General features: G+C 68.4%; 19 protein-coding genes and 1 pseudogene. 10 read left to right on the top strand and 10 right to left on the bottom strand.

All coding sequences use genetic code 11. The features are described from left to right. Window positions 1–176 precede the first annotated feature (176 nt). Together ACFVUS_RS22630 and ACFVUS_RS22625 are read right to left on the bottom strand one after the other, a co-directional pair. On the bottom strand, window positions 177–1,043 hold the full coding sequence (locus tag ACFVUS_RS22630; RefSeq protein WP_387769389.1) for a MaoC/PaaZ C-terminal domain-containing protein: 867 nt from the start codon (window positions 1,041–1,043) through the stop codon (window positions 177–179). Beyond that, complete coding sequence (locus tag ACFVUS_RS22625; protein WP_387769386.1) at window positions 1,043–2,449, bottom strand: 3-oxoacyl-ACP reductase; 1,407 nt, start codon at window positions 2,447–2,449, stop codon at window positions 1,043–1,045. Before ACFVUS_RS22625 ends, ACFVUS_RS22630 begins: the two co-directional genes overlap by 1 nt. A gap of 123 nt (window positions 2,450–2,572) precedes the next feature. Here ACFVUS_RS22625 and ACFVUS_RS22620 point away from each other — a divergent pair, with 123 nt between their 5' ends. After that, a complete protein-coding gene (locus tag ACFVUS_RS22620) occupies window positions 2,573–3,895 on the top strand; it encodes an acetyl-CoA C-acetyltransferase (protein ID WP_387769383.1) in 1,323 nt (440 codons plus the stop codon). Window positions 3,896–4,027: 132 nt separating this feature from the next. On the opposite strand, the gene ACFVUS_RS22615 is transcribed toward ACFVUS_RS22620, so the two are convergent. Both ACFVUS_RS22615 and ACFVUS_RS22610 read right to left on the bottom strand, forming a co-directional pair. Further along, window positions 4,028–5,239 carry an ADP-ribosylglycohydrolase family protein gene (locus tag ACFVUS_RS22615; protein ID WP_387769380.1) on the bottom strand — a complete coding sequence of 404 codons (1,212 nt, stop codon included), beginning with the start codon at window positions 5,237–5,239 and terminating at the stop codon, window positions 4,028–4,030. Window positions 5,240–5,243: 4 nt separating this feature from the next. Next, window positions 5,244–5,684 carry a hypothetical protein gene (locus tag ACFVUS_RS22610; protein ID WP_387769377.1) on the bottom strand — a complete coding sequence of 147 codons (441 nt, stop codon included), beginning with the start codon at window positions 5,682–5,684 and terminating at the stop codon, window positions 5,244–5,246. A 260-nt stretch (window positions 5,685–5,944) separates the two neighbouring features. Here ACFVUS_RS22610 and ACFVUS_RS22605 point away from each other — a divergent pair, with 260 nt between their 5' ends. The 4 genes and pseudogenes from ACFVUS_RS22605 (at window position 5,945) to ACFVUS_RS22590 (ending at window position 12,561) form a co-directional block, all read left to right on the top strand. Then, window positions 5,945–6,418 carry a universal stress protein gene (locus tag ACFVUS_RS22605; protein ID WP_387769374.1) on the top strand — a complete coding sequence of 158 codons (474 nt, stop codon included), beginning with the start codon at window positions 5,945–5,947 and terminating at the stop codon, window positions 6,416–6,418. Between the two features lie 118 nt (window positions 6,419–6,536). Next, window positions 6,537–7,628, top strand: coding sequence for an isochorismate synthase MenF (locus ACFVUS_RS22600; RefSeq protein ID WP_387769371.1), 1,092 nt, complete (start codon window positions 6,537–6,539; stop codon window positions 7,626–7,628). A 208-nt stretch (window positions 7,629–7,836) separates the two neighbouring features. After that, the gene (locus ACFVUS_RS22595) at window positions 7,837–8,007 is read left to right on the top strand and encodes a DUF2613 domain-containing protein (RefSeq protein ID WP_364636404.1); all 171 of its coding nucleotides are present in this window, start codon (window positions 7,837–7,839) and stop codon (window positions 8,005–8,007) included. A 34-nt stretch (window positions 8,008–8,041) separates the two neighbouring features. Continuing rightward, window positions 8,042–12,561 (top strand): annotated as a pseudogene (locus ACFVUS_RS22590) (alpha-(1->3)-arabinofuranosyltransferase). Here the strand turns inward: ACFVUS_RS22590 and ACFVUS_RS22585 are convergent. Further along, the gene (locus ACFVUS_RS22585; protein WP_387770134.1) at window positions 12,462–13,523 is read right to left on the bottom strand and encodes an acyltransferase family protein; all 1,062 of its coding nucleotides are present in this window, start codon (window positions 13,521–13,523) and stop codon (window positions 12,462–12,464) included. The pseudogene ACFVUS_RS22590 and the gene ACFVUS_RS22585 overlap by 100 nt on opposite strands. Before the next feature lie 312 nt (window positions 13,524–13,835). Between ACFVUS_RS22585 and ACFVUS_RS22580 the strand changes: the two genes are divergently transcribed. Continuing rightward, entirely contained in the window at window positions 13,836–15,014 is a 1,179-nt protein-coding gene (locus ACFVUS_RS22580; protein WP_387769367.1) for a DUF3068 domain-containing protein, read from the top strand. A gap of 70 nt (window positions 15,015–15,084) precedes the next feature. Here ACFVUS_RS22580 and ACFVUS_RS22575 read toward each other — a convergent pair whose 3' ends face one another. Then, window positions 15,085–15,498 (bottom strand): nuclear transport factor 2 family protein, encoded by a 414-nt coding sequence (locus ACFVUS_RS22575; RefSeq protein ID WP_387769364.1) that lies wholly within the window; start codon window positions 15,496–15,498, stop codon window positions 15,085–15,087. Between the two features lie 248 nt (window positions 15,499–15,746). On the opposite strand from ACFVUS_RS22575, the gene ACFVUS_RS22570 reads away from it, so the two are divergent. Then, complete coding sequence (locus ACFVUS_RS22570; protein ID WP_387770131.1) at window positions 15,747–17,024, top strand: polysaccharide biosynthesis protein; 1,278 nt, start codon at window positions 15,747–15,749, stop codon at window positions 17,022–17,024. Window positions 17,025–17,033: 9 nt separating this feature from the next. Further along, on the top strand, window positions 17,034–18,815 hold the full coding sequence (locus ACFVUS_RS22565) for a hypothetical protein (protein WP_387769361.1): 1,782 nt from the start codon (window positions 17,034–17,036) through the stop codon (window positions 18,813–18,815). Window positions 18,816–18,848: 33 nt separating this feature from the next. On the opposite strand, the gene ACFVUS_RS22560 is transcribed toward ACFVUS_RS22565, so the two are convergent. Continuing rightward, window positions 18,849–20,021 carry a glycosyltransferase family 4 protein gene (locus ACFVUS_RS22560; RefSeq protein ID WP_387769358.1) on the bottom strand — a complete coding sequence of 391 codons (1,173 nt, stop codon included), beginning with the start codon at window positions 20,019–20,021 and terminating at the stop codon, window positions 18,849–18,851. A 260-nt stretch (window positions 20,022–20,281) separates the two neighbouring features. On the opposite strand from ACFVUS_RS22560, the gene ACFVUS_RS22555 reads away from it, so the two are divergent. Then, window positions 20,282–21,139 carry a methyltransferase domain-containing protein gene (locus ACFVUS_RS22555; RefSeq protein ID WP_387769355.1) on the top strand — a complete coding sequence of 286 codons (858 nt, stop codon included), beginning with the start codon at window positions 20,282–20,284 and terminating at the stop codon, window positions 21,137–21,139. On the opposite strand, the gene ACFVUS_RS22550 is transcribed toward ACFVUS_RS22555, so the two are convergent. Beyond that, entirely contained in the window at window positions 21,101–21,400 is a 300-nt protein-coding gene (locus tag ACFVUS_RS22550; protein ID WP_067571935.1) for a hypothetical protein, read from the bottom strand. The two genes, ACFVUS_RS22555 and ACFVUS_RS22550, sit on opposite strands and share 39 nt — an antisense overlap. A 158-nt stretch (window positions 21,401–21,558) precedes the next feature. Further along, window positions 21,559–21,762 carry a hypothetical protein gene (locus tag ACFVUS_RS22545; RefSeq protein ID WP_387769352.1) on the bottom strand — a complete coding sequence of 68 codons (204 nt, stop codon included), beginning with the start codon at window positions 21,760–21,762 and terminating at the stop codon, window positions 21,559–21,561. A 287-nt stretch (window positions 21,763–22,049) separates the two neighbouring features. On the opposite strand from ACFVUS_RS22545, the gene ACFVUS_RS22540 reads away from it, so the two are divergent. Next, window positions 22,050–23,489 (top strand): aldehyde dehydrogenase, encoded by a 1,440-nt coding sequence (locus tag ACFVUS_RS22540; RefSeq protein ID WP_387769350.1) that lies wholly within the window; start codon window positions 22,050–22,052, stop codon window positions 23,487–23,489. Between the two features lie 78 nt (window positions 23,490–23,567). Here ACFVUS_RS22540 and ACFVUS_RS22535 read toward each other — a convergent pair whose 3' ends face one another. Then, a complete protein-coding gene (locus ACFVUS_RS22535) occupies window positions 23,568–25,394 on the bottom strand; it encodes a phosphoenolpyruvate carboxykinase (GTP) (RefSeq protein ID WP_387769347.1) in 1,827 nt (608 codons plus the stop codon). Between the last annotated feature and the right edge of the window lie 56 nt (window positions 25,395–25,450).

Genomic DNA, 25,450 nt, shown 5'->3' with positions numbered 1-25,450 from the left:
GACGCTGTCGGCGGCCCGACCATACCTGTGATGGCCGGACCCCGTGGTGGTTCGGAAACCACCGAATCGGCGTGACCCCGGGTCTTCGGATGAACTGTCACCAATTTGCCACACTCGGTGCGACATTGCTGGCTTCGGTGCGCCACGGTCTCAGCCGAGACCGTGGCAGAACCGACTCAGCGAATGGTGGCGGTCAGGTGGGGGTAACCCTTCTTCGGGTTCTTCAGGGCGAGATCCCAGCCGCCCTCGACCTTGTCGGCGTAGACGTTGATCGTCGACGGCAACAGGATCGGCTTCCCGAATTTGACCGCGTACGTGGTCTTTTCGGGAATGCGACCCTCGAGGTTGGACAGGATGTTGGCCGCGGACCACATACCGTGCGCGATCGGCTTCGGGAAACCGAAGGCCTTGGCGCCCAACGCCGAGGTGTGAATCGGGTTGTGGTCACCGGACGCGTTGGCGTACCGGCTGATGGTCTGCTGATCCACCCGCAGCGTGCGCAGCGGCGGCGGCGGAACCTCATCCGGCTTGGGCTCGGGCTTGGGACCGCCGGACAACGAGGTGCGCTGCTGGTGCAGGAAGGTGGTGACCTGACGCCACACCAGCTCCCGGCCCACGCTCACCTCGGTGATGGCGTCCACGAGCAGGCCCTTCGGGTGCTCGCGCAGATTCTCGATATGGGTGTCGAAATCCAGCGGTTCGGCGACCGAGATCTCCCGGGTCCGCTCGATCACGTTCTCCGCGTGCACCGCGCCGACCGCCACGAACGGGAAGTCGCGGGCGACGACCAGCTGCATGGCGAGCGGGAAGCTGAGCACGAACGGGTAGGTCAGCGGCAGGGCGTCGCTGAACCGCAGCCCGGTGGCGCGGCAGTACGCGGCCAGGTGATTCGGATCGACCTTGAAGCCTTCGAGCCGCACGGTGCGGTCCGGCAGCTTCGACGGGCGGTTCGACAGTCCGGGCACCGGCAGTGCGCCGAGCGCGGCCTTGACGAACAGGCCGGAGTTCTTCGGCACCTCGCCGAGCTTGATGGTCTGGCTCATCATGCTCCGATCAGGCTCTGGCCGCAGACGCGAACGATGTTGCCGGACACCGCGTTCGACGCCGGGGAGGCGAAGTAGGCGATGGTCTCGGCGACGTCGATGGTCTGACCGCCCTGCAGCAGCGAGCTCATCAGGCGACCGGCCTCACGGGTGGTCAGCGGGATGGCCGCGGTCATGGCGGTCTCGATGAAGCCCGGCGCGACGGCGTTGATGGTGATGCCCTTTTCGGCCAGCTTCGGCGCTTCGGCGTTGACCATGCCGATGACACCGGCCTTGGACGCGCCGTAGTTGGTCTGGCCGCGGTTGCCCGCGATACCGGCGATGGAGGACACGTCGATGACGCGGCCACCGGACTTGAGCGCACCGGCAGCGACCAGGCCCTCGGTAATGCGGTGCGGGGCAGCCAGGTTCACGTTGATGACCGAGTTCCAGCGACCCTCGTCCATGTTCGCGAGCAGCTTGTCGCGGGTGATGCCGGCGTTGTGCACGACGATGTCGACGCCACCGAAGCGCTCGGTCGCGAACGCGGCCAGCTTCTCGGCGGCATCGGCGGCGGTCACGTCCAGGGCGAGCGCGGTCGCGCCGACCTTGTTGGCGGTCTCGGACAGCGCCTCACCGGCGGCCGGGATATCGGCGACGATCACGGTGGCGCCGTCGCGAGCGAACACCTCCGCGATGGTCGCGCCGATACCGCGCGCCGCACCGGTCACCACCGCGACCTTGCCCGCGAGCGGCTTGTCCCAGCTGGCCGGGGCGGTGGAGTCATCCTTGCCGACGCGGAACACCTGGCCGTCGACGAAGGCCGACTTGCCCGAAAGGATGAAGCGCAGCGTGGATTCCAGGCCGGTGGCGGTGGCGGCGGCCTCCGGGTGCAGGTACACCAGGTTGCCGGTGGAGCCGCGCAGCAGTTCCTTGGCGACCGAGCGGCTGAAGCCCTCCAGCGCGCGCTGGGCGATCTGCTCGTCGACGGACGCGGTCAGCTCGGGGGTGGTGCCGATGACCAGGATGCGGCCGGACGCGGCGAGGCTGCGCATGGCGGGCTGGAAGAACTCGAACAGCTGCTGCAGCTCTTCGATGGTGCGAATGCCGGTGGCGTCGAAGACCAGCGCGCCGAGCTTGGTGCCCGGGGTGACCGAATCCACAAAGCTGTAGTCGGACAGCAGGTTACGGGCGGCATCGGCGACCCGGCCCTTACCGCCGAGCAGCACCGGACCGGCGAGCGCGGGCTGACCGGCGACGTAGCGGCGCAGGTTCTCCGGCTGCGGCAGACCCAGCTTGCTCGCCAGGAACGCGCCCGGAGCAGAGTGGATGAAAGATCCGTACAGGTTGGGAGCGCCCTTGCTCTTGCTGGCTGCCACTGTTCCTACCTTCTCTTGTCTAGGCCCCGCGGGCGGTGTTGGGCACATTCGCGGGGTACGGTGTCGACAAATGAACTTACTCCAGAGTAAGTTTAATGTAAACCGACCAATGCCGGTCCCGCGGGACCGTGCGAGTACGGAAATCCACCCGACGAGACACTGGAGACTCGAGTGACCACCAAAGCCCGTTCGGCGAAGCCCGCGGCCAAGACCGCCAAGCAGGCCAAGCCTGTCGCGATCCTCGGCGGCAACCGGATTCCGTTCGCCCGCTCCGACGGCAAGTACGCGCACGCCTCCAACCAGGACATGTTCACCGCCGCGCTGAACGGTCTGGTCAGCCGCTTCGGGCTGCAGGGCGAACGCCTCGGCATGGTCGTCGGCGGCGCGGTCCTCAAGCGCGTCGGCGAGCACGGCATGATCCGCGAGAGCGTGCTCGGCTCCACCCTGTCCCCGTACACCCCGGCCCACGACCTGCAGCTCGCCTGCGGCACCGGCCTGCAGGCCATCCAGACCGTGGCCGACGGAATCGCGCTGGGCCGCTTCGAAGCCGGTATCGGCGGCGGTACGGACACCACCTCCGACGCGCCGATCGGCGTCAGCGAGTCGATGCGCGAGTGGATGCTCGACGCCAACCGCGCCAAGAACAACAAGGACTACGCCAAGCTGGTCGGCCGCCTGCGCCCGTCCATGGTCGGCATCGAGATCCCGCGCAATGCCGAACCGCGCACCGGACTCTCGATGGGCGAGCACGCCGCCATCACCGCCAAGGAATTCGGCGTCGCCCGCGAGGCCCAGGACGAGCTGGCCTACCTGTCGCACAAGAACATGGCGGCCGCCTACGACCGCGGTTTCTTCGACGACCTGATCACCCCGTTCCTCGGGCTGACCCGCGACGACAACCTGCGTCCGGGCTCGACCATCGAGAAGCTGGCCACCCTGAAGCCGGTCTTCGGCGTCAAGGCGGGCGACGCCACCATGACCGCGGGTAACTCCACCCCGCTCACCGACGGCGCGTCCACCGTGCTGCTGTCCACCGACGAGTGGGCCGCCGCGCACAACATCTCGCCGCTGGCCTACCTGGTCGATTCCGAGGTCGCCGCCGTCGATTACATCCACGGCCCGGACGGCCTGCTGATGGCCCCCACCTACGCGGTGCCGCGCCTGCTGGCCCGAAACGGCCTGACGCTGCAGGACTTCGACTACTACGAGATCCACGAGGCCTTCGCCTCCGTGGTGCTCGCCACCCTGCAGGGCTGGGAGTCGGACCAGTACTGCAAGGAGCGCCTGGGCCTGGACGGCGCGCTCGGTTCCATCGACCGCAGCAAGCTGAACGTGAACGGCTCCTCGCTCGCCGCGGGCCACCCGTTCGCCGCCACCGGTGGGCGCATCATCGCCTCCACCGCCAAGATGCTGGCCGAGAACGGCGGCGGGCGCGCGCTCGTCTCCATCTGTGCCGCGGGCGGCCAGGGCGTCGTCGCCATCGTGGAGCGCTAGGAATACTCCGCTAGCGCGAAAGCGAAATACCAAGGGCGGGGCCCGGTTCCGATGGAACCGGGCCCCGCTCTCGCATTGTCAGGGGCGCACCCACCCCGTCATCCCGGCGTGCTTTTGGCCGGGATCCACACCTCACGGCAGCAGCCGGTGGGTTCTGGTCGCCAGGTCGGAGATGCGCAGGGTGGGGTAGCCGGTGACGGCGCTGTGCAGGGTGTCGCCCAGCGAGTCGGTCCAGTGGGCGGGGATACGAGACGCGCCGATACAGATGCCCGCCACGGAACCAGCCGTCGCACAGTTCGATCGGGAATCCCAGCCCGCCCCGGCGGTCAAGCGCACGGTTTCGGTGAAATCGCCCGCGCCCCAGAGCAATCCGGCGGCGATGAGACAGCAGTTGCCGATCGAATGCAGGCGGTTGTAGTGCGAGTGCCGCTCATGGATCACGGCGCGTGCCCGCTCCCACCCCAGGTTGTCCGCGTGATCCGCGATGACCTCTGAAAGCGCCACCGCCAAACGGGAATTCGCGGGGATCACCCGCTGTGCCCGCTCCAGCGCCTCGCCCGGATTCGCGGCCGTGAATGCCGCCGCCACCAGCGCCGCGGCCCAGCGCGCCGCCCATAATCCATTGCCGGTGTGCGAGATCGAGGCATCCCGGGCGGCCAGTTCGGCCGCGCGGACCGGATCACCGGGATTGGTGTAGCCGTAGATATCCGCGCGGACCAGCGCACCCCGCCACTCCCGGTAGGGATTTCGGTAGCTGGCCGTATCCGGGGGCAGGAAACCGTCGATCAGATTGCGGTAGGCCACCCGCTCGGCGGTGGTGGTGCGCAGGAACGGTAATCGTTCCAGCCACAGGGCCGAGACATCGTCGGCGATGAAGTCGGCGCCGTACTGCTCGAGCAGATGCAGGCCGAGAATCGTGTAGTCGAGGTTTTCATCACGCGCACAGCCGATTACGGAGGAGACGCGCGGCCCGGACAGCGCACAACCCGCACATCTGCCCAGCCAGCCGCCATGGATGCGATCGAACAGTTCGGTGCGGGAGTAGTCGACCGGGGTGCGATATCCGGGCGAATCCCGGGCCACGCCAAGGCTGTTCGGATCACCGCCGGTCGCTGCCCATTCGAAGTAGCGCCAGTCCGGGTCCCGCCCCGCCGATTCGATGCGATCGAGTAGTCGCCAGCAGGCCGCGTCCATGGGCCGGTCGGCCCGCGACAACTCGTTCACATCCTCGGCGAAATCGGCTACCGCGTAACCGGATTCGAGACGCTGACACCATTCGTAGTAGAGCAGTGCCCGGGGATCTGCCTCATGATGGCCGAAAACGGCCGCTTCGATCGAGGACACCGGATCACAGCACCGCGATGGTGGCGTCGAGCAATTCCGATAGCAGGGGTAGCGATTCATCGCGCTGAGGTGCGCGCGCCCACCACCTGCCCTCATGGGTGTGCCGACCGAATCCGGTGGGCAGGATGACATTACTGCGATGCGGGCCGATGTCCACGCTGTTGCGCTCCAAGCGTTCGAGCCATTCGTCTGAAGGGTACCCGTCGAACACCGCCAGGAAGGTGCGGCGCGGCGGCCGATCGCGCACCAGCACGGGGCCGGGCAAGCCGCGCACCGTCAACTCGCCGAGTATCAAGGCGCCCAACGGTTCCGGGGTGTTCAATGCCGCGATGGTGTCCACCAGGGGTAACACCACGAAGCCGGGGGTGGTGACGTGCACATGCGGCAAACCGAACAGGGAGCGATACACGCTCGCCCATTCCTGCGGGGTAGTCAGCTCGTCCAACCGCACAATCCACCCCTCGTCCGGGCTCTGCTCCAACGACGGCGATGTCGATAAGTCGGCGGTAGGGCGTGCCGACACGTCGGTGAAAAACCGACTCTTGTCAGTGAAAACCGGAGTCGCGTATCCCACCACTGATTTGGGTGAATCGTTCGCAAACTGTGGACAACCCGCGACAGACAGAAATCGTCAAGTCGGCTTCCGGCGACCTTTCCGGGGTAACCTCGGGGGCAGAGACATGCGTTCCCATCAGGAGGTTCGTCATGCCGTGCGATTTGATGCTCATCGCTTACGACGGGTCCGAGAATGCGCGCCGCGCCGTCGAATACGCCGGACGGTTCCTGTCCGCGAACCGCGCCGTCGTCCTCACCGCCTGGGAGCCGATGGCGCGCCAGGCCGCGCGGCTGTCCGGACTCTCCGGTGTGATGCAACCGGAATGGATGCCCGACGACGAGATCGAGGACGTCGCGTACGTCGACGCCCGGACCATCAACTCCGAGGGCGTGCGCCTGGCCAAACTCGCCGGGCTCAATGCCGAGGCGAGCACCGTCGAATGCACCACCACCATCTGGAACGCCATTGTCGAGGTGGCCGACGATCTGGATGTGGACATCATCGTCGCGGGCACCCGCGGGGCGACCGGCATCCGCGCGCTCATGCACTCCAGCGTCGCGGACGCGGTGCTCAAACACTGCCACCGGCCGGTGCTCATGGTGCCGCCGGGCCGCGAGCGGTGAGTCTTTCAGGGCCGCAATGACACTGGGGACCTGCGCCGGAGCGGTGTGATCGGCGCGACAGAGACTTCCGTCGCTCCGGGGATTGCGCGCCGCGCGAGCGGACTATGGTCGGAAGACCATGGACGGATTTCTGCTGGCGTCACCCAATGGCGTGGTACGCACCAGAGGCGCCTGCATCAGCTTCGATGCGGCGGCCGACGCGGCGGCCGCGCTGCGCGCCGGAGACGCCGAGCTGATCACCGGTGCGCTGGCGTTCGATCCGCGCCGACCGGCCGCACTGTGCGCACCCGAACAGGCACTGCACACCGCCGGGCCGTGGCGGCCCGCCGCGCTGCCGGAACTGCCCGCCGTGCGCGTGGTATCCGAAATGCCCAGCGCCGCAGAACATGTGGCGCGCGTGACCAAACTGGTCGAACAACTCTCCGATCCGGAACAGCCGCTGCGCAAGGTGGTTGCGGCGCGCTCACTGCTCGCCGAGGCCGACGCGCCACTGGAACCGGAGGTGGTGGCCGCCCACCTGGTCACCCGGCATCCGCGCGCCAATGTGTACGCCGTCGACCTCACCCCGGCCGGACGGCCCGGCGAGACCCTGCTCGGCGCGACACCCGAGGTACTGGTGGCGCGACAGGGACGCACCGTCACCCTGCGGCCGCTCGCGGGCACGCTGCCCCGGCTGGCCGATCCGGACGCCGATGCGGCACAGGCGCGAGACCTGTTGTCCAGCAGCAAGAATCTCGAAGAACACGCGTACGTCGTGGAATGGATTCGCGACCAACTCGCGCCCGTCTGCGGCACGCTGAACATCCCCGACGGCCCGGAACTGCTGAGTACACCCGAGGTTTGGCATCTGGCCACCCCCATCACCGCCGAACTCGACGATCCGGCCGTCACCGCCCTGGACCTCGCCGTACTCCTGCACCCCACCCCCGCGATCTGCGGCACCCCGACCCCGCTCGCTCTCGACGCCATCTGCGACCTCGAAGGCGACCGCGGCTTCTACAGCGGCGCGGTCGGCTGGTGCGATTCCAGCGGCGACGGCGAATGGGTGGTCGCCATCCGCTGCGCCGAACTCTCCGCCGACGGCCGCTCCCTGCGCGCCTTCGGCGGCGGCGGCATAGTCGCGGCCTCCGACCCGCACACCGAACTCCTCGAAACCACCGCCAAACTCCGCACCTTCCTCGGCAGCCTGCACTGCGCGGTCCCCGAATAGCTCGGGTGCGAAGTACCCGGCGGGTGCACCCGTGTGCCCACTGCGCGCGGAATGCGGTGCGGATGCCCGGTCAACGGGCGGTTGAACTGTGCAGAATGCCTGGATCCGACCGCCGGGCGGAGCGAGCGGTACAGACCTATCCGCTTCCCGGGGTCAGACCTGCTAGGTTGGCTCGAGTTACGCATGCGTCGATGTATGGGAGTCCGCGATGAAGTTTGCCGTTCCTGGTGTAGCGAGCGCTGCCGGTGGGGCCCTGATCGGGCTGGCGGTGGTGCTGGGCATCACGATGGCGGCCTCGCAGGACAAGCGCCCGGAAATCGACCGGAGCGGCGACGCCTCCTCGTCGCTGCTCAACCACGTTGAGTACGGCGCACGCTGACCGGCTGACCTCCGATCCCGCCGCGACCGGTCCAATCGGAGACCGGTCGCCGAATACCGCACCGCTGGGCCGCCGCTGGCTGCTCGGCAGCGTCATCGCCGCGTTCCTGCTGACCTTCGCGCAGGCGCCCGGCCGCACCGTCGCGGACACCAAATACGATCTCGCGCAGAACCCGCTGGGCTTCCTGGCGCGCGCCTCGCATCTGTGGAGCAGTCAGGCCCCGATGGGGCAGGTGCAGAATCAGGCGTACGGCTACTTCTTCCCGCACGGGGCCTTCTTCTCGCTCGGACATATTCTCGGCCTGCCCGCCTGGGCCGTGCAGCGGATCTGGTGGGCGCTGCTGCTGCTCGCCGGATTCTGGGGCATCATCCGGCTCTGCGAAACCCTCGGGATAGGCAGTCGCGGTTCACGAATCATCGCTGCGGTCGCCTTCGCCCTCTCCCCGCGCGTACTGACGACCCTCGGCTCGATCTCCTCCGAGACGCTGCCGATGATGCTCGCACCCTGGGTATTACTGGCCCCGGCAGCGCTCGGCGTCGCGATGCGGCGGCCGGACGGTTCCGGCGATCGGAACCCATCCGGGGACGACGAGGGGACTCGGACGCGGACGGCCGGAAGATTGCGCGGAGTCGCGACACCGGCGGGCAGCGCAATGGCATTGGCGCTGATGGGATCGGTCAACGCGGTGGCCACAGCGGCGGCGTTCCTGCCCGCGGCGCTCTGGTGGATGTCGTATCGGCCGAATCGGGCCTGGTGGCGGTTCACCCGAGCCTGGATTCCGATGCTGGTGCTGGCCACGTTCTGGTGGGCGGTGCCACTGCTGTTGCTGGGCAAGGTGAGTCCGCCGTTCCTGGATTTCATCGAATCGTCCGGGGTCACCACGCAGTGGGCGTCCCTCGGGGAAGTGTTGCGCGGCACCGATAGTTGGACGCCGTTCGTCTCGCCGGAGCGCATCGCCGGAGCCGTGCTGGTCACCCAGCCCGCGGCCGTGCTGGCCACCGGCATGCTGGCGGCGGCGGGCATCGCCGGACTGGCCATGCGGTCCATGCCCGGACGCGGGCGGCTGGTGCTCATCCTGTGCGTCGGACTGGTCGGGATCTGCGCCGGATACGCGGGTGAACTGGGCGGGCCGTTCGCGGAGCAGGTGCGCACCTTCCTGGACTCCGGGGGCGCGCCGCTGCGCAATGTGCACAAGCTGGAACCGCTCATCCGATTGCCGCTGGTGCTGGGGCTCGCCCATCTGCTGAGCCGGGTGCCGCTGCCCGCATCGGTGCCGATGCCGGTGTGGCGCAGGGCTTTCGCGCATCCCGAACGCGACAGGATGGTGGCGGTGGGCGCGCTGATCCTGACGGCGCTGACGCTGTCCACCTCACTGGCGTGGACGGGCAAGCTCGCACCGCGCGGCGATTACGACCGGGTGCCCGACTACTGGCATCAGACGGCGGATTGGCTGGCGCACAACGCTTCCGACACCCGCGCCCTCATCGTGCCGGGTGCGCCGTTCGGCAGTCAGACCTGGGGACTGACGCGTGATGAACCCATTCAGGCGCTGGCGAGCACCCCGTGGGCGGTCCGCGATTCCGTGCCGTTGAATCCGCCCGGCGCGATTCGCGCCATGGATTCGGTGCAGCGACTCATCGCCGACGGACGGCCCTCCGCCGGAATGGCCGCGACCCTGCTCGACCAGGGCATCGGAATCCTGGTGCTGCGCAACGATCTCGACCCCGAGACCTCACGTTCGACCCGGCCGATGCTCGCGCACCAGGCCATCGAGGGCTCACCCGGACTGAGCAAGGTCGCGCAATTCGGCGATCCGATCGAGACCGGGAAACTGGAGGGGCTCGTCGCGGACGCGGATCTGCGGCCCTCGTATCCGGCGATCGAGATCTACCGGGTGCGACAGCCCGATACCACCACCGCACCGAACGACCTCGCAGCAAATCCCGGCACCGAGCTCGGATCGCGTGAAACCGCGCGCACCGCGGCCGATCTGCGCAGCGGCACCGGTGCGCCGGATTCGTTCCCGGGCGCTTACACGCTGCCGCTCGACGGCGTGCCCGTCGTCCAGGGCGGTCCGGAAGCGCTGGAACGCTTGCGCCGCAATCCCGCGACACCCTCCGGTCCGGCGTTGCTGGCGGCGGATGCCACGCGAGCGGGCCTGCCGGTGGACGGCGTCACGATCACCGACACGCCCATGGATCGCGAATCCGACTTCGGGCGGGTCGACAACCACAGTTCGGCGCTGCGCGGGACGGGTGATGCCCGGCGAACGCACAATCTGGTGCCGGACTATCCGGTCCCCGGTGCACAGCTGGTCGAGGGCGAATGGTCCGGCGCGCAGATCACCGTCTCCAGCTCGGCCGCCGACGCCACCCAGTTGGGCGGGGCCGCGCCCGGTAGTTCCACCGCCGCGCTGGTGGACGGCGATCCGTCCACGGCGTGGATCAGCAATGGCGTGGAATATGCGCTGGGGCAATGGATTCGACTGGATCTCGACAAGCCCGTCAGCTCGGCGGTGCTGCATCTGACCACCAGCGGCGCGGTCATCGGCAGTCCGGTGAAATGGGTGGAGGCCAAGACCGCCAAGGGCACCGTATCCGCGCGCATCACCGAACCCGGGAAACCGGTGTCGATCGCACTGCCGCCCGGTAAGACCGACTGGATCAAGATCACCGCCATCAGCACCGAAAACGGCAGTCTCGGTGGGCAATTCGGAGTCAGCGAGCTGAGTCTCGACGACTACGGCGACCGCGAGAACCCGGTGGCCGTCGATATCCGGCATCGCGCGGTGCTGCCGCCCACCCCGGCGGGCGCACAGGTGCGGGGCTGGCGACTCGGCCAGGAATTCCCCGGCCGCGGTGCGTGTTTCGAGTCCCCCGATCGGGTGCGCTGCAGTAAATCCATGGCGCTCACCGCCGAGGAGCCCGGGCTCTTCGAACGCACCCTGCAGGTCCCGGAACCGGTCAGCGTGACACCGGAACTGCTGGTGCGCGCCCGCCCCGGACCCGCCCTCGAGAATCTGCTCGCCGACCGCGACCGGCCCGTCGCCCGGGGACAGGCCGATGTGGCCGATCCGCGCGGCTCCGCGCTCGCCGCCACCGACGGCGACCCGCGCACCAGCTGGACCGCGCCGGAGACCACGGTCCACAACCCCACCGGCGCGAAACCCACGCTCACCCTTGATCTTCCGGAACCGACCCTGGTCACCGGGCTGGAACTGACACCGTCCCTGGGTGATCTGCCCGCCCACCCCACCTCGGTATCGGTGAATCTCGGTGACGGCCCGCAGGTCCGCGAGGTGGACCCGGCCGCCGGTGTCCCCACCCGCATCGAATTGCACCCCTACCTCACCGATCGCATCGAGTTGAGCATTCAGACCTGGGATGCCGTACTCGACCGCACCGCACTGGGTTTCGCCCAGGAACAACCGCCGGGCCTGGCCGAGGTGTCGGTCCTGGGACCGGACTATCCTGCACCGGCCGCGCCGGACCGCCTCATCACCATCGATTGCGCCGACGGCCCCACCCTCGCGGCGGCGGGCCGCACCCTGCATACCACCGTCACCGGCACCGCCGCCCAATTGCGTTCCGGCGCACCGCTGCCCGCGCGGGTGTGCGGCAGCGAGGAGACCCCCGGGGCCGGCGATCAGGCGACCGATGCCCCTGCCGCTTCAGCCGGCAGCGGATCCGGCGGCCAGGCCGGCGAGGGATCGGACGGCAGCGCAAGGTCATTCGACTTCCTGCCGGGCAGCATCGATGTCACCGTCGCGCCGACCGGACTGTTCAGCGTCGACGAACTGCGCCTCGACCGCACCGGGCTCCCGATGCCGAACGCGAGCGCCGCCGATGTGCGCGCACCGTCCGGCACCCGGGTGCTGGTACTGCCGCTGAGCACCAATGTGGGCTGGCGGGCCGTGACCGCCTACGGCCACGAATTGACACCGGTGGTGATCGACGGCTGGCAGCAGGCTTGGCTGCTGCCACCCGGTACGAAGGGCCCGATCACCGTCGAATTCCCGGCCGATCGCTGGTATCGGTACGCCATCTTCGGCGGTCTGCTGCTGTTGATTCCGCTTGCGGTGCTTGCCTTCCGGAGCGCACGCGCGCCGGTCCGGGATGAGGGACCCGCACCGCGCACCTGGCACAGCCGCACCCTCGGCGCGGCCGGGCTGGCCGCCGCGGCGGGCTTGATCGCCGGTCCGACCGGGCTGGTAATCACCGCGATCGGTCTGATCGCCGCGCGCCTGCGGCCGCCGCGCTGGTCCAACTGGCTGATCGCGATCGCCGGTACGGGAACCGCGATCTCGGCGGCGGCGCTGTCCACCGGACCTTGGCGCTCACCCGAGGGCTATATGGGCGGTTCGCTGTGGGTGCAGTTGCCCGCGCTGGTGGCGATCGTGGCCCTCGGCCTTTCGGCGTTGCCGCCGCGGCGCGACTGAGGACCGCACCCGCCGATCAGCCGAAACGGCGGCGCGTCCACTGTCGCACCGGCTCCTCGACGAGTGCGAAACTCGCGGCGGCCAGCGGCAGGGTGAAGGCGACGGTCAGCAGATAGACCTGCACGAAGTGACCCCGGAACGGGACGATGCCGAACACCGGGAAGACGATCGACAGCACCGCAAGATGCCAGATGAAGATGCCGTACGACCACCGGCCCAGGGTCGCGGCGGTGCGGCTCTCCAGCCATCGGTACCGGACCTCCGGGCGCAGTACCAGGGGCGCGAGCAGGCTGAATCCGATGATCGCGCCGAAGAATATCTTCAACATGTACTGCCACGGCTCGGCGTGCGTGAGCCCGGCCGGACCGGCGAACGGGGTGGCCGACAGCAGCATCGCGATCAGCGCCACCGGCCACATGATCCGGCGATCACCCGCTATGCGCCGCCAGCGCGGGACATTCCGATCGGAGAGTTCGGCCAGCAGCATTCCCATGGCGAACCACGGCAGGTAGGCGGGCAGCCAGTTATCGGAGTGAATGGCCTCGGGTGTGGGGACGGGCAGCAGATTCCAGGTCAGGAACAGCACCGCGATTCCCAGCACGGCGGGCACCCGCAGGTCCGCGCGCGGCCCGCGCAACCACACCAGCGCGGCCGCGATCAGCGGAAGCACAAGGTAGAAGGCGACTTCCACGGACAGACTCCACATCTGGGTGAGTCCGTCGGTGAGCGTGTACGACACGAAGACCTGCGTCAGAGCGAGATTCGAGAGCCACACCCGGAGTCCGGCGGTGTGCGCCGCGCCCGGGAGCAGGATCAGCACCGCGCACACCACCACCCAGTAGGCGGGCAGGATGCGCGCCGCGCGATGCAGCAGATAGCGGCCCGCCGACGGCGCGGATCCCAGTCCGCGCGCGGCCGCGGCGTGCGGCCGCCACAGCAGGAAGCCCGAGAGCGCGAAGAAGATGGCGACCGCCATATCGAAGCGTTCCAGCACCCGCCCGATGACGGGGTACGAGGTGGCCCCGGTCTGGAAGGCGACGTGCGTGACGACGACGCCGAGCGCGGCCATGGCCCGCATACCCTCCAGCGCCGGGACGAAGACTCCGGGGCGGCGAATCGACTGCCGATCGAGTTCCGCGTCCGGCGAGTCGGAACGGACCGGTTCGGCCGGTTCGGAGGGCGGGTGCAGCGTGGCGGTCATCGAGCATCAGTTTGCCTTGTTACTCACGCGTGTGAGCACCCTGTGTTTGACTTACGGGCGTTTCGTGATGTTTTCCTGCCTCGGCAGGACGTTGTGAGCCGATCGACTGTTAGTGTCGGGGCTCACGAGTGCTGTGCGGCGACCACAGCACTGATCGGAACGACCTGTTCGACGACGAGGAGAACCTGCATGGCACTGAGTGCCGGTACCCGAAGGACCGTGGCCTGCCTGCTCGTGGGGCTGGGTGCTTTGCTGCTCGTCGCCGCGATCATGATCCCCACATACACGGTGAGCCGTCTGGCGAAAACCCCGCTGGACCTGGAGATCACGACCGTCGCGACCAATGTCCAAGGGGCTCCCAGCGAAGTGCTGGACTCCAAGTCGCTCACCTCACCGACCGGTTCGGCGAAGGTGGACACCAACGTACCGCTGTTCTCACAGCGCTTCCTCACCGTCGAAGATCCGGCGAACGCCTCGGAAATGACCATCCAGGCCGGTCAGACGCTGCGGCGCACCGATAAGCAGGGCGATACCGGCCTGCTCACCGCCACCCTCGACCGGGTCACCATCGACCGCAAGGACGGCATGCCCGTCGATTCCGTCGACGGCGGCCCCAATGGCGCGGTCGGCGCGACCGTCGACAAGAAGGGCGACACGGTCATGGATCCGGTGCAGCACACCGGCCTGCAGTACCGTTTCCCGATCGGCACCGAGAAGAAGGCCTACCCCTACTTCGACCTGAACGTGCGCAAGACCTTCGACATCAACTTCGTCGAAGAGACCGAGATCAACGACATGAAGGTCTACCACTTCCAGCAGACCGTCCCCGTCACCGATCTCTCCACCGTGGTCAACTCCCCCACCAACAAGCTGGCGCTGCCGGCCGAGAAGTGGGGCGTCGAGGGCGGCGAAACGCCGGTCACCATGACCCGCTGGTACACCAACACCCGCGACGTGTGGGTCGAGCCCAAGACCGGCACGGTCATCAAGGGCGGCGAGCACGTCCAGCAGTTCTACGCGCGCAGCGCCGACAAGCCCGAGGTCACCGTCCTCAACGCGAGCCTGATCTTCGATGAGAACACCGTCGAATCGCAGATCTCGGTCGCCAAGGAGAACATCGACAAGCTGTCGCTCTTCGGCCGCACCGTCCCGATCGCCTTCGGCATCATCGGCGCCATCGCGCTGATCGCCGGCATCGCGTTCGGCGTGCTCGGCGGCGGCAACGGCAATGGCGGCACCCCGGTCCGCCGCGTCACCCCGGCTCCCGCCCCCGCGGGCGGCCCGCGCCCCGATCCGTTCGCGGACGCGCCGACGCAGCAGATCGACATCAGCAAGACCCAGCAGATCGACATGGACAAACGGCCCTGACCAAGCCCGGTCCCGAAGCGGCCCCGCACCTTTCGAAGGTGCGGGGCCGCTTTCGTTCCGGCGCGCGGAATCAATCCTTGCGAATCCACCGGAGCACGGTCCGGGTTTCCCGCAGCCGCCAACCCGCCTGCGTCCGGATCACCGTGGCGCCCAGGCGAATACCGCTGGACTGATGCGGTGCTTCGCCGTCCCGGTAGAAGTACACCAGTGAATTCGCCTGCGCCTCGGCCAGATCGCCGTCGACGGTGACGAGCAGATCGGTGGTGATGTGCTGGGTGTGTTCGCCCTCGACCTCGGCCTGCCGGATGTATTCGACGACCTGATCGATGCCCCGCAGCTCACCCGCCCGCGGCGAGGTCACCGCGATATCGGCCGCGAACACCGTGGCCGCGTGCTCCCAGTTCTTCTCGTCGAGCAGTCGTGCGAAGCGGCTGAACAGATCGGCGATCTCGATGCGGTCGGCGATGAGCGTGTCGGTGGACATCTCGCCCTCTTTCGTTGACGTGACCAATGTTGGTAGCACCAACTATATACATAACGTTGGCCAGACCAACAAATGTGGCGAATCCGCTATACCCGGACAACCTCGCGCCCGGCCTTCACGGACGCGTGACCCAGACGATTTCGGGGGTGCGGCGCGCGGTCGTACCAGCGGGTGGGAGCATTGCGGTCGTGTCCGTTGTACGTCGTCTACCCGTGGTGGCGGATCTGACGTTGGTGACGGCGGGCGCGATGACCGCCAATGTGGCGGGATACCTGCTGCAACTGCTGGCCAGTCGGTGGCTGGGCGTCGCGGGCTACAGCCCCTTCGCCAGCCTGCTCGCGGTACAGCTGCTCTGCGCGGTGCCCGCCTTGGCACTGCAGAACGTGGTCGCCCGAGAAGTGGTGCGCGGCGCGGATATCCCCGCCGCCCGCGGGCTGTCCCTGCGCTGCGCCGCCCTGGTGGCGGCCGTGGCGATTCCGCTCGTTCCCGTGGTCAGCGCGGTGCTCTCGGTGAGTTTGGTGGCCTCGGCCGCCGCGCTGTGCGCCGCGCCCGTGCTGGTGCTGCTCTCCGGAGAGCAGGGAATCCTGCAGGGCCGCAGCCGCTTCCGCGAGCTGGCGATCGTCCTCGGCGGCGCCGGAATCCTGCGCGTCACCCCCGCCGTAGTCGTGCTCGGCGCGGGGGGCGGCACCACCGCCGCACTCTGGGCAGCCGCCTTCGGCATCGCCCTCGCGGCACTCGGTGCCCGCCGCACGGTCGACGGCATCGATCGCGGCGACGAGCACACCGCACCCCCGCGCGAGTACACGGGCGGGGCCGGGGTGCTGCCGGTGTTCCGGGCGGTGCAGGTGCAGGCGGCGTTGATGGCGCTGTCGTCGGCGGATCTGATCGTGTCGCGAATCGTGCTGGACGAGAACGATGCCGGGCGATACGCGCTCGGGGCCATCGCCGCGAAGATCGCCTTCTGGCTCCCGCAGGCCGTCGGGGTGGTGCTGTATCCGCGCATGGCGCAGCCGCAGCACTCCGCGCGCGCGGTGCGCTCGGCGCTCGCCGTACTGACCGGAATCGGCGCGCTCGCCGTGGCCGCCGCGGCCGTCGCCGCACCGCTCGCGCCCCTGCTGGCCGGACAGGATTACGCGCCCGTACAGGGACTGCTGTGGGTATTCGCGCTCAACGGCGCACTCCTCGCGGTCCTGCAGGGCGCGCTACTGTCCGCGATCGCCGCCGACCGCACCGCACCGGCCGCGATCACCTGGCTCGGCCTCGCCATCGGCGTCGGCGCGATGCTCGGCTGGGCGCACTCGGTATCCACCCTGATCACCATCGCCACCACCACCTCAGCCCTCACCACCCTCGTGATCACCGCGCTGGCACTCCGCACCGCCCGCGAAACAACCTCCCCCGTCCCCCGCGTACGCGATTCCGCCGCCCCAGGCAAACGGGATTCGACCGGCACCGGCGAGCATGGTCCGGCCGCTCCGGGCGAAAGCGATTCCGGCGTCCCCGATTTCGGGCCGAGCGGCGCATAGGGTGCCGGTGTGAACAGTCAGGTGCGCGGCAACTGGACCAGGTTCGTGCCCGCCGGGTACAGCCTGGCGCTGTCCCTGCTCGTCCTGGGTCCCCTGCTGGGTCCGGGCTATCTCCTGCTCCGCGACGCGGTCAGCACCCCCCGCTCCTACCTGACCGATTCCGCCCTCGGCCTCGGCGACGCCGCGCCCCGCGCCGTCCCGCAGGACGCCCTCATCGCCACTCTCTCCCCGCTGATAGACGGCGGCCTGATCGTGAAAGCGATTCTGCTGGCAGCACTCTGGCTCGCAGGCTGGGGCGCGGCCACCCTCACCCGTTATCTCCTGCACGTCTCCACCGGCCCCCAACTGGTGGCCGTCACCCTCGCCATCTGGAACCCCTACGTAGCCGAACGCCTCCTGCAAGGCCATTGGAGCCTCCTCACCGCCTACGCCGCCCTCCCCTGGATAGCCCTGCAGGCCACCCGTTTACGCACCATCCCGGCACCTTTCGCTCGAACCTGGCCGGTATGGACGGCGCTCGGCGGCTGGCTGGCAGTGGCGGGCCTGACGCCCACCGGTTCCCTGCTGGCGGGAATCATGGCCTTCCTATTGGTCGGCCGCCGGAATCTGCTTGCGACGGTGGCTCTCTGGATCGCATCCTCCGCCCCTTGGCTGGCCGCCACCGTACTCGCGGGCTCGGGCGCGGCACCCTCGGATCCGGCGGGCGTAGCCGCCTTCGCCGCGCGAGCCGAACCACTGCTCGGAACCCTCGGCAGCCTGGCCGGATTGGGCGGTATCTGGAACAGCACCGCCGTCCCCGGCTCCCGCACAACATTTTTCGCCCTGATCGGCACCGCGATACTGCTGGCCTTGGTCGCCACCGGTATTCGTTCCACCCTCCGCCCCGGTGCCACGGCCCCGGGTACCCGGCAGGCGCTGGCGGGACTGGCGCTGGCGGCGATCGTGATTCCGGCACTCGGAGCTACCGGGTGGGGCCTCTCGATCGGAGAGTTCCTGGTGGCGCATGTGCCGGGAGCCGGATTGCTGCGGGACACACAGAAATTCGTGGCTCTGGCGATGCCTGCGTTCGTGCTGTGCGCGGCTGCCGGCTGCCGAGCGGTGGCGGAGTGGATCGCGAGGCGCGGCGAGGTGCGCCGGGGCAGTGGACCGATTGGGGCGGTGGCGGCGGTTTTCGTTGTGCTGGTGCTGATTTCGCTGCCGGATATGGCGTGGGGCGTGGGCGGGGAGTTGCGGCCGGTGAGGTATCCGGGCGGGTGGGAGCGGGTTGCCTCGAAGGTTGAGGGGCCGGGGGATGTGGCGGTGCTGCCCGGGGGGATGTTCCGGAAGTTCCGGTGGTCGGGGAGTGCGCCGGTGCTGGATCCCGCGCCGCGGATGCTGCCTCGGGATGTGTTGCAGACGGGGGAGCTTCCGGTGCAGGGGGCGACCGTATCCGGTGAAGGAATGCGGGCGGCGGAGGTCGAGCGACTGCTGTTGCGCGGTGGATCCGCGGCGGAACTGGCTCGGCTCGGCGTGGGATGGGTGCTGGTGGAGGGTGGTACGCCGGGGCCGGTCGGCGAATCGAAAATTACTCTGGGCCAGCTGAATTCGGTGTACGGCGATCGCGATCTACAGCTGTATCGGGTGCCGGGCGAGATCACCCCGCATGATGCCTCTGCCGCGGCGCGGCGGGTATCGGGTGCCGCGCATCTCGTGTGGGGCGTATTGCTCTGCGGTGGAATCGTTTCCGCGCTCGGCTGCTTCGTATCGCGGTCGCGGATCCGGCGTCGATCCGCGGCGCCCTCAGCCGCGTGATCGTGTGGCCGATTCGAGCGTAGTGCCGGCGGTTCAGGAAACCGTTGCTCCCGCAACGAGTCCGGAGACTCGTTCGCCGCGGGCTACGGCCGACAGGACGTCGAAGACGCCGTTTCCGGTTTGCTCCCAGGAGAATTCGCGGGCGCGAGCGCGGGCTTTCTCGCCGAGGACGGTGCGGGATTCCGGGTCGTCGAGGAGATCGCCCACGGCCGCGGTGAGCTGGGTGACGTCGTCCACCAGCACGCCCGTCACGCCGTCCACGATGGAGTCGGTGAGGCCGCGGGAGCTGCGGTAGCCGACCGTCGGGACGCCGTGCTGGGCCGCCTCGATGACGGCCAGGCCCCAGCCTTCCTTGCGGGAGGGCAGCACGTGCACCCAGGCGCGCGCCAGCAGGTCGTGTTTGCGGTCTTCGTCGACATGACCGTGGAAGGTGACCGCATCTGTGATGCCGAGTTCCTCCGCGTGCGCGCGCAGGTTTGCATCCCACCAGCCGCCGCCGATCACGTCCAGGTGCAGACCGGGGACGCGGCCGCGCAGCCCGGCGACAACCGCCATGGCGTCCTCGATCTGCTTGTGCGGCACCAGCCGCGACAGCACCACGATGCTCGGATGCGCGGTGCGGGTGCTGTGATCACCGGTCGGCGCCTGCGCCGGAATCGGCTCGGCCCCGTTGCGCACCACCGCGATTCGCGCCGCCTCGACACCGAGCGCGGTCAACTCCTCGGCCGAGGGCAGCGACACCGTCAGGTATTGGTTGCCGCGATGCACGCGCGGTGACAGCTGGGATTCGATCCACCAGCCGATGCGCCCGATCAATCGTCCCGCCACCGGCCACTGTTCGCGATGCCCGTGATGCACCAGCACCACGGTGGGCGCGGCCGCGGCGGTCCGCGCGAAGAAGGGGATTCCGTTCTGGGTGTCGATCACCGCGTCGGGTCGCAGCCCGCGCAGCGGCCCCACCCCGAGCCGTCCCAGCGCGATGGCGGCCAGCGCCCGCGGATACACCGTGTACCGCCCGCCGCCGCGACTGATCTCGATCCCGTCGAGCCGTTCGCGCCGCGCGGCTCCCGGGTACCGGGCGGTCCGCAGCGTCACCTTCACTCCGCGGGCGGCCAGTTGCGCGCCCACCTGTTCCAGGTAGCGCTCACTCCCACCGCCCTGCGGATGCCCGGTGTCGCGCCAGCACAGCAGCAGCACTTCACGCACGGACGATCTCCAGGGTCATTGATGGGGACGGCGAACAATGGGCTCCACCCTATAGCCCGGCTCGCCTCCCCGAGCCAACAGTGGTCAGCCGACCACCAACTGCTCAATCGCCCCGAAGGGCCGTCGTATTACCTCCCCGGCCGGGTACGGGCCGGATTCGGCATCGCATCGCGGCCATTTTCCTTGCGAAGAAGGCGTGTCGGGGTGCGAGGTTGTGGGTGGGAAGGGGTGGTGGCCGTAATTGTGCGAGACTGCTCGCCATGCTTCGAGCCGAGCAGAACCGTGCCGGGAGACGTCCGAGATTCGCGCGTCGGGCGACCCTGCGACGCTCGCTACGGCTGCTGGGCAGCTTCCGGTTCGAGCAGACCGATCCGGGCCTGTTCTACGGCGGGGTCGCCACCGATACGGCCGATATGGTGGCCGATTTCTACCGGGATCTGACGGGCCGCTCGCTGAGCGGCACGGTCGTGCTCGATGTGGGCGGCGGTCCCGGCTATTTCGCGGACGAGTTCACCCGCGCGGGCGCGCGCTATCTGCCGGTCGAACCGGATCCGTCGGAGATGCACGCCGCGGGCCTGCGGGTGGCGGGCGCGGTGCGCGGCTCGGGCATGGCACTGCCGTTCCGCGATGACGCGGTCGAGGTGTGCGTGTCCTCGAATGTGGCCGAACATGTGCCGCGCCCGTGGGTGATGGCGCGGGAAATGCTGCGGGTCACCAAACCCGGTGGGCTGATGGTGTTTTCGTACACGGTGTGGTTCGGGCCGTTCGGCGGGCATGAGACCGGCCCGTGGCACTACCTGGGCGGTGAGTACGCCGCGCGCAGATATCGCCGCACACAGGGCCGCGAACCGAAGAACCGTTTCGGCCGGTCATTGTTCGCCGTGAGTGCGCGGGACGGCGTGCGCTGGGCGAATACCGCACCCGACGATATCGAGATACTGGCCGTTTTCCCCCGGTATCACCCGCGCTGGGCGTGGTGGGTGGTGCGGGTGCCGATCGTGCGCGAGTTGCTGACCAGCAATCTGGTCGTGGTCGCCACCAAACGCCCGGCCGCGAGAACGGCTGCCGCCGAAGCGGATTCAGCGCTCGAGTCGGCCGCGGCGCCAGAAGCGCCGTAGCCCACCGCATTCGGGTTCGCCCCAGGGTGACTCCTGGGTTGCGAGGCCGACGGTCTCCATCGCCGTGAGCCCGACCTGTCCGGCGAAGGCGTTCACCGCAGCTACCGCCTCGGCGGCTTGCAGTGCGGCCGTTGCCTGTTCGGTGGTGAGGGTGCGGCCGGGCAGAAATGACACCACCCAACCGCCCACGCCAACGCTTTTCGCCTGATGAGGCGTGAGATCGCTTGTCATGAGCGACCGATCGACCACTTGCACCGCCATGACCCGGACTCCCCTGTGCGATAACGGTTCACGTTATGAGCGAGCTATCCACGATAGCTATAAAGCATGCTCGCTACGCCTTCCGAATGCAATAGTGCGTTTCACGAAAAGCGAACCGACAGGTTGGAATTCGATCTTCGCGAGTGCTACGCGATAGCTCAGAGATCGCCCATCACCAATCGCAGCACCGGCTGGCCCACCCGCGCGGCCCCCTGCGAACTCTCCACGACATCGACCTGCCAGCCGGGCGGCAACACCTTCTGCAACTGACTCGCGGCCCGCTGCATGGGAGTGCTCGCGTACAGCGCGGGAATCTCGGTCAACTCGGGGAGAACGAAAGCGTCGGGATGCACCTGGGTCATACGATTCGCCTGCCTTTCGCGTAATCGAACGAGTAGCCGGCCGAAGGGCTGGAAATTCGAAAAGGGGGCGCGGCAACCGAAGTACCAATGGCTAATTTATAGCAACAGACCGGATCGGTCATGTGGTGGAGCCACGGGAGAGCATAAGCCACCGATGGTCGAACCGAATTGCGAACCGCCACGGAAGAATGGACTTCGCGCGCGCACCCGAATTCATCCCACTGACCGGGACAGATGTCCGGTCTTCACTACAGACAGCCCTCGGGCCAAAACTGTAACGTGTTCTCATGGATTACCAGAGTCTGTTCATCGGCGGCAGCTGGACCGCGCCCGCGGGTTCGGAAACCGTTCAGGTCGTCTCCCCCGCCACCCTCGAAACCGTCGGCAGCGTGCCCGACCCCACCCGCGCCGACGTCGACGCCGCGGTCGCCGCCGCCCGCCGCTCCTTCGATCACGGACCCTGGCGCACCACCCCGCCCGAGGAGCGCGCCGCACTGCTGGCCCGCGCCGTGGCACTGCTCGACCAGAAGTCGGGTGACTTCGCCGCGGCCCTGTCCGCCGAGATGGGCGCGCCGACCATGACCGCCACCACCCTCAACTACATCCCCGCCCGCGGCACCCTCGACTTCTACGCCGGACTCGGAAAGTCCTTCCCCTGGACCGAATCCCGCACCGGCCTGTTCGGCACCACCCGGGTCTCGCGCGAGGCGGTCGGCGTCGTCGCCGCGGTCATCGCCTGGAACGTGCCGATCTTTCTGGCCGTCAACAAGCTGGCCCCCGCACTGCTGGCGGGCTGTTCGGTGGTGCTCAAGCCGGCCCCGCTGACCCCGCTGTCGGCGAACCTGCTCGCCGATCTGTTCGCCGAGGCCGGACTCCCCGAGGGCGTGCTGTCGGTACTGCCCGCCGGACCCGAGGTCTCCGAATACCTGATCTCGCATCCGGATGTGGACAAGGTGACCTTCACCGGCAGCACCGCGGTCGGCCGCAAGATCGCCTCGATCGCGGGCAGCCAGCTCAAGCGCTGCTCCCTCGAACTGGGTGGCAAATCCGCGGCAATCCTGCTGCCGGACATGGATATCGCCGATATGCCCAAGCTCGCCTTCTCCGGATTGATGAACAGCGGCCAGGCCTGCGTCGCGCAGACCCGCATTCTGGCCCCGCGCTCGCGCTATGACGAAATCGTCGACGCCCTCACCGAATCCGTGCGACTGTTCCCGCTCGGCCTACCCGATGACCCCAATGCCCAACTCGGCCCGCTGATCTCGCAGACCCAGCGCGAACGCGTCGAGGGCTACATCGCCAAGGGCAAGGATGAGGGCGCGCGCCTGATCCAGGGCGGCGGCCGCCCGTCCGATCTGCCCGGCTGGTACGTGGAGCCGACCGTCTTCGCAGATGTCGCAAACTCGATGACCATCGCCCGCGAGGAGATCTTCGGCCCGGTGCTGTCGGTGCTGCCGTACGACACCGAGCAGGAGGCGATCGCCATCGCCAACGACTCGGACTACGGCCTCGCCGGTTCGGTCTACACCACCGATATCGAGCACGGCGCGGAGGTCGCGAGCCAGATCCGCACCGGCACCTACGCCATCAACTGGTACGCCTTCGACGCCAGCGCCCCCTTCGGCGGCTACAAAACCTCCGGCATCGGCCGCGAGAACGGCCCCGAGGGCCTGGACGCCTACTGCGAACTCAAGTCCGTCCTGATGCCCGCCGGCTACACGGGCTAGACCGCACGCCCCACCGAAAAGGCCGCCCGCGCTCCGAGGAGTGCGGGCGGCCTTTTCGTATTCAGCTTGCGGGGCGAATCAGCCCAGGCGCTCCTTGAGGGCTTCGAACTCGTCGCGCACGCCGGAGGGCAGCTTGTCGCCGATGAATTCGAACCACTCCTCGATGAGCGGAATCTCGCGCTTCCACTCCTCCGGATTGACCTTCAGCGCCTCGTCGACGTCGGCGGCCACCACGTCCAGGCCCTCGAGGTCGAGGTTGGCCGCGACCGGCACATTGCCGATCGGGGTGGCGGTGGCCTCGGCGGTGCCTTCGATGCGGCCGATGATCCACTCCAGCACGCGGGAGTTCTCACCGAATCCGGGCCACAGGAAGCGGCCGTCATCGCCACGACGGAACCAGTTGACGTAGAAGATCTTCGGCAGCTTGTTCGCGTCCGCGTTCTTGCCCAGGTTCACCCAGTGGCCCAGGTAGTCGCCCACGTGGTAGCCCAGGAACGGGATCATGGCCATCGGGTCGCGGCGCACGGTGCCGACCTTGCCCTCGGCGGCGGCGGTCTGCTCCGAGGACAGCGTCGCGCCCATGAACACGCCGTGCTGCCAGTCGAAGGATTCGGTCACCAGCGGGACGGTGGTCTTGCGGCGTCCGCCGAACAGGATGGCCGAGATCGGCACGCCCTGCGGGTCGTCCCATTCGGGAGCCAGGGTGGGGCACTGCGACATCGGGGTGCAGTAGCGCGAATTCGGGTGCGCGGCGAGGGTTTCGGACTCGCGCTCGTACCAGTCGTTGCCCTTCCAGTCGATCAGGTGATCGGGCTGGCCCTCCAGGCCCTCCCACCACACGTCGCCGTCATCGGTGAGCGCCACGTTGGTGTAGACCGTGTTGCCCGCGTCGATGGTGGCCATCGCGTTGGGGTTGGAGGAGTGGTTGGTGCCGGGCGCGACACCGAAGAAACCGAATTCCGGGTTGACCGCGTATAGCTGCCCGTCCTTGCCGAAGCGCATCCAGGCGATGTCGTCGCCGAGGGTTTCGGCGCGCCAGCCCGGGACGGTCGGCTGGATCATGGCGAGGTTGGTCTTACCGCAGGCCGACGGGAACGCGGCGGCCACGTAGTAGGACTTGTTCTCCGGCGAGATCAGCTTGAGGATCAGCATGTGCTCGGCCAGCCAGCCCTCGTCGTGCGCCATCGCGGAGGCGATGCGCAGCGAGTAGCACTTCTTGCCCAGCAGCGCGTTGCCGCCGTAACCCGAACCGTAGGACCAGATCTCGCGGTCCTCGGGGAAGTGGGTGATGTACTTGGTGTCGTTGCACGGCCACGGCACATCGGCCTGGCCCTCGGCCAGCGGCGCGCCGACCGAGTGCAGCGCCTTCACGAACGGGCGATCGGTGCCGAGCTTCTCCAGCGCGGCGGAACCGGCGCGGGTCATCACGCGCATCGACACCACGACGTATTCGGAGTCAGTGAGCTCGACGCCCAGCTTGGGGTCTTCCGCGCCGAGGGGGCCCATGCAGAAGGGCACCACGTACATGGTGCGGCCCTTCATGGAGCCGCGGTACAGCTCGGTCATGGTGGCGCGCATCTCGGACGGGTCGACCCAGTTGTTGGTCGGGCCGGCGTCGGATTCATTGCGCGAACAGATGTAGGTGCGAGATTCGACGCGCGCGACGTCGGAGGGATCGGAGAGGGCGAGGTAGGAGTTCGGCTTCTTGGCCTCGTTCAACTTCTTGAACGTGCCGGCCGCGACGAGCTGCTCGGAGAGCCGCACCGCCTCTTCCTCGGAGCCGTCCACCCAGACCACGCGCTCCGGCTGGGTGAGTTCTGCGACCTCCTGTACCCAGGCAAGCAGTTCCTTGTGCTCGGTGGGCGCGGTGCCATCGTGAAGACCAGGAATGGTCGCTGAGGTCATGAAACAACTCTCCTGAGATGGGTGGCCCGGGGTGCTCGCGACACCGAGTGCCACCA

Origin of the sequence: Nocardia sp. NPDC058058, assembly GCF_042885355.1 — a bacterium.
Classification (GTDB): domain Bacteria; phylum Actinomycetota; class Actinomycetes; order Mycobacteriales; family Mycobacteriaceae; genus Nocardia.
This window is presented reverse-complemented; position numbering and strand designations above follow the sequence as displayed.

Excerpts from the sequence above, each read along its gene's own strand:
- ACFVUS_RS22600 (WP_387769371.1), top strand. The coding sequence starts at position 6,537 with ATGGACGGATTTCTGCTGGCGTCACCCAATGGCGTGGTACGCACCAGA.
- ACFVUS_RS22555 (WP_387769355.1), top strand. The coding sequence starts at position 20,282 with ATGCTTCGAGCCGAGCAGAACCGTGCCGGGAGACGTCCGAGATTCGCG.
- ACFVUS_RS22630 (WP_387769389.1), bottom strand. The coding sequence starts at position 1,043 with ATGAGCCAGACCATCAAGCTCGGCGAGGTGCCGAAGAACTCCGGCCTG.
- ACFVUS_RS22580 (WP_387769367.1), top strand. The coding sequence starts at position 13,836 with ATGGCACTGAGTGCCGGTACCCGAAGGACCGTGGCCTGCCTGCTCGTG.
- ACFVUS_RS22570 (WP_387770131.1), top strand. The coding sequence starts at position 15,747 with ATGACCGCCAATGTGGCGGGATACCTGCTGCAACTGCTGGCCAGTCGG.
- ACFVUS_RS22575 (WP_387769364.1), bottom strand. The coding sequence starts at position 15,498 with ATGTCCACCGACACGCTCATCGCCGACCGCATCGAGATCGCCGATCTG.
- ACFVUS_RS22595 (WP_364636404.1), top strand. The coding sequence starts at position 7,837 with ATGAAGTTTGCCGTTCCTGGTGTAGCGAGCGCTGCCGGTGGGGCCCTG.
- ACFVUS_RS22625 (WP_387769386.1), bottom strand. The coding sequence starts at position 2,449 with ATGTGCCCAACACCGCCCGCGGGGCCTAGACAAGAGAAGGTAGGAACA.
- ACFVUS_RS22605 (WP_387769374.1), top strand. The coding sequence starts at position 5,945 with ATGCCGTGCGATTTGATGCTCATCGCTTACGACGGGTCCGAGAATGCG.
- ACFVUS_RS22535 (WP_387769347.1), bottom strand. The coding sequence starts at position 25,394 with ATGACCTCAGCGACCATTCCTGGTCTTCACGATGGCACCGCGCCCACC.
- ACFVUS_RS22540 (WP_387769350.1), top strand. The coding sequence starts at position 22,050 with ATGGATTACCAGAGTCTGTTCATCGGCGGCAGCTGGACCGCGCCCGCG.
- ACFVUS_RS22545 (WP_387769352.1), bottom strand. The coding sequence starts at position 21,762 with ATGACCCAGGTGCATCCCGACGCTTTCGTTCTCCCCGAGTTGACCGAG.
- ACFVUS_RS22585 (WP_387770134.1), bottom strand. The coding sequence starts at position 13,523 with ATGCGGGCCATGGCCGCGCTCGGCGTCGTCGTCACGCACGTCGCCTTC.
- ACFVUS_RS22550 (WP_067571935.1), bottom strand. The coding sequence starts at position 21,400 with ATGGCGGTGCAAGTGGTCGATCGGTCGCTCATGACAAGCGATCTCACG.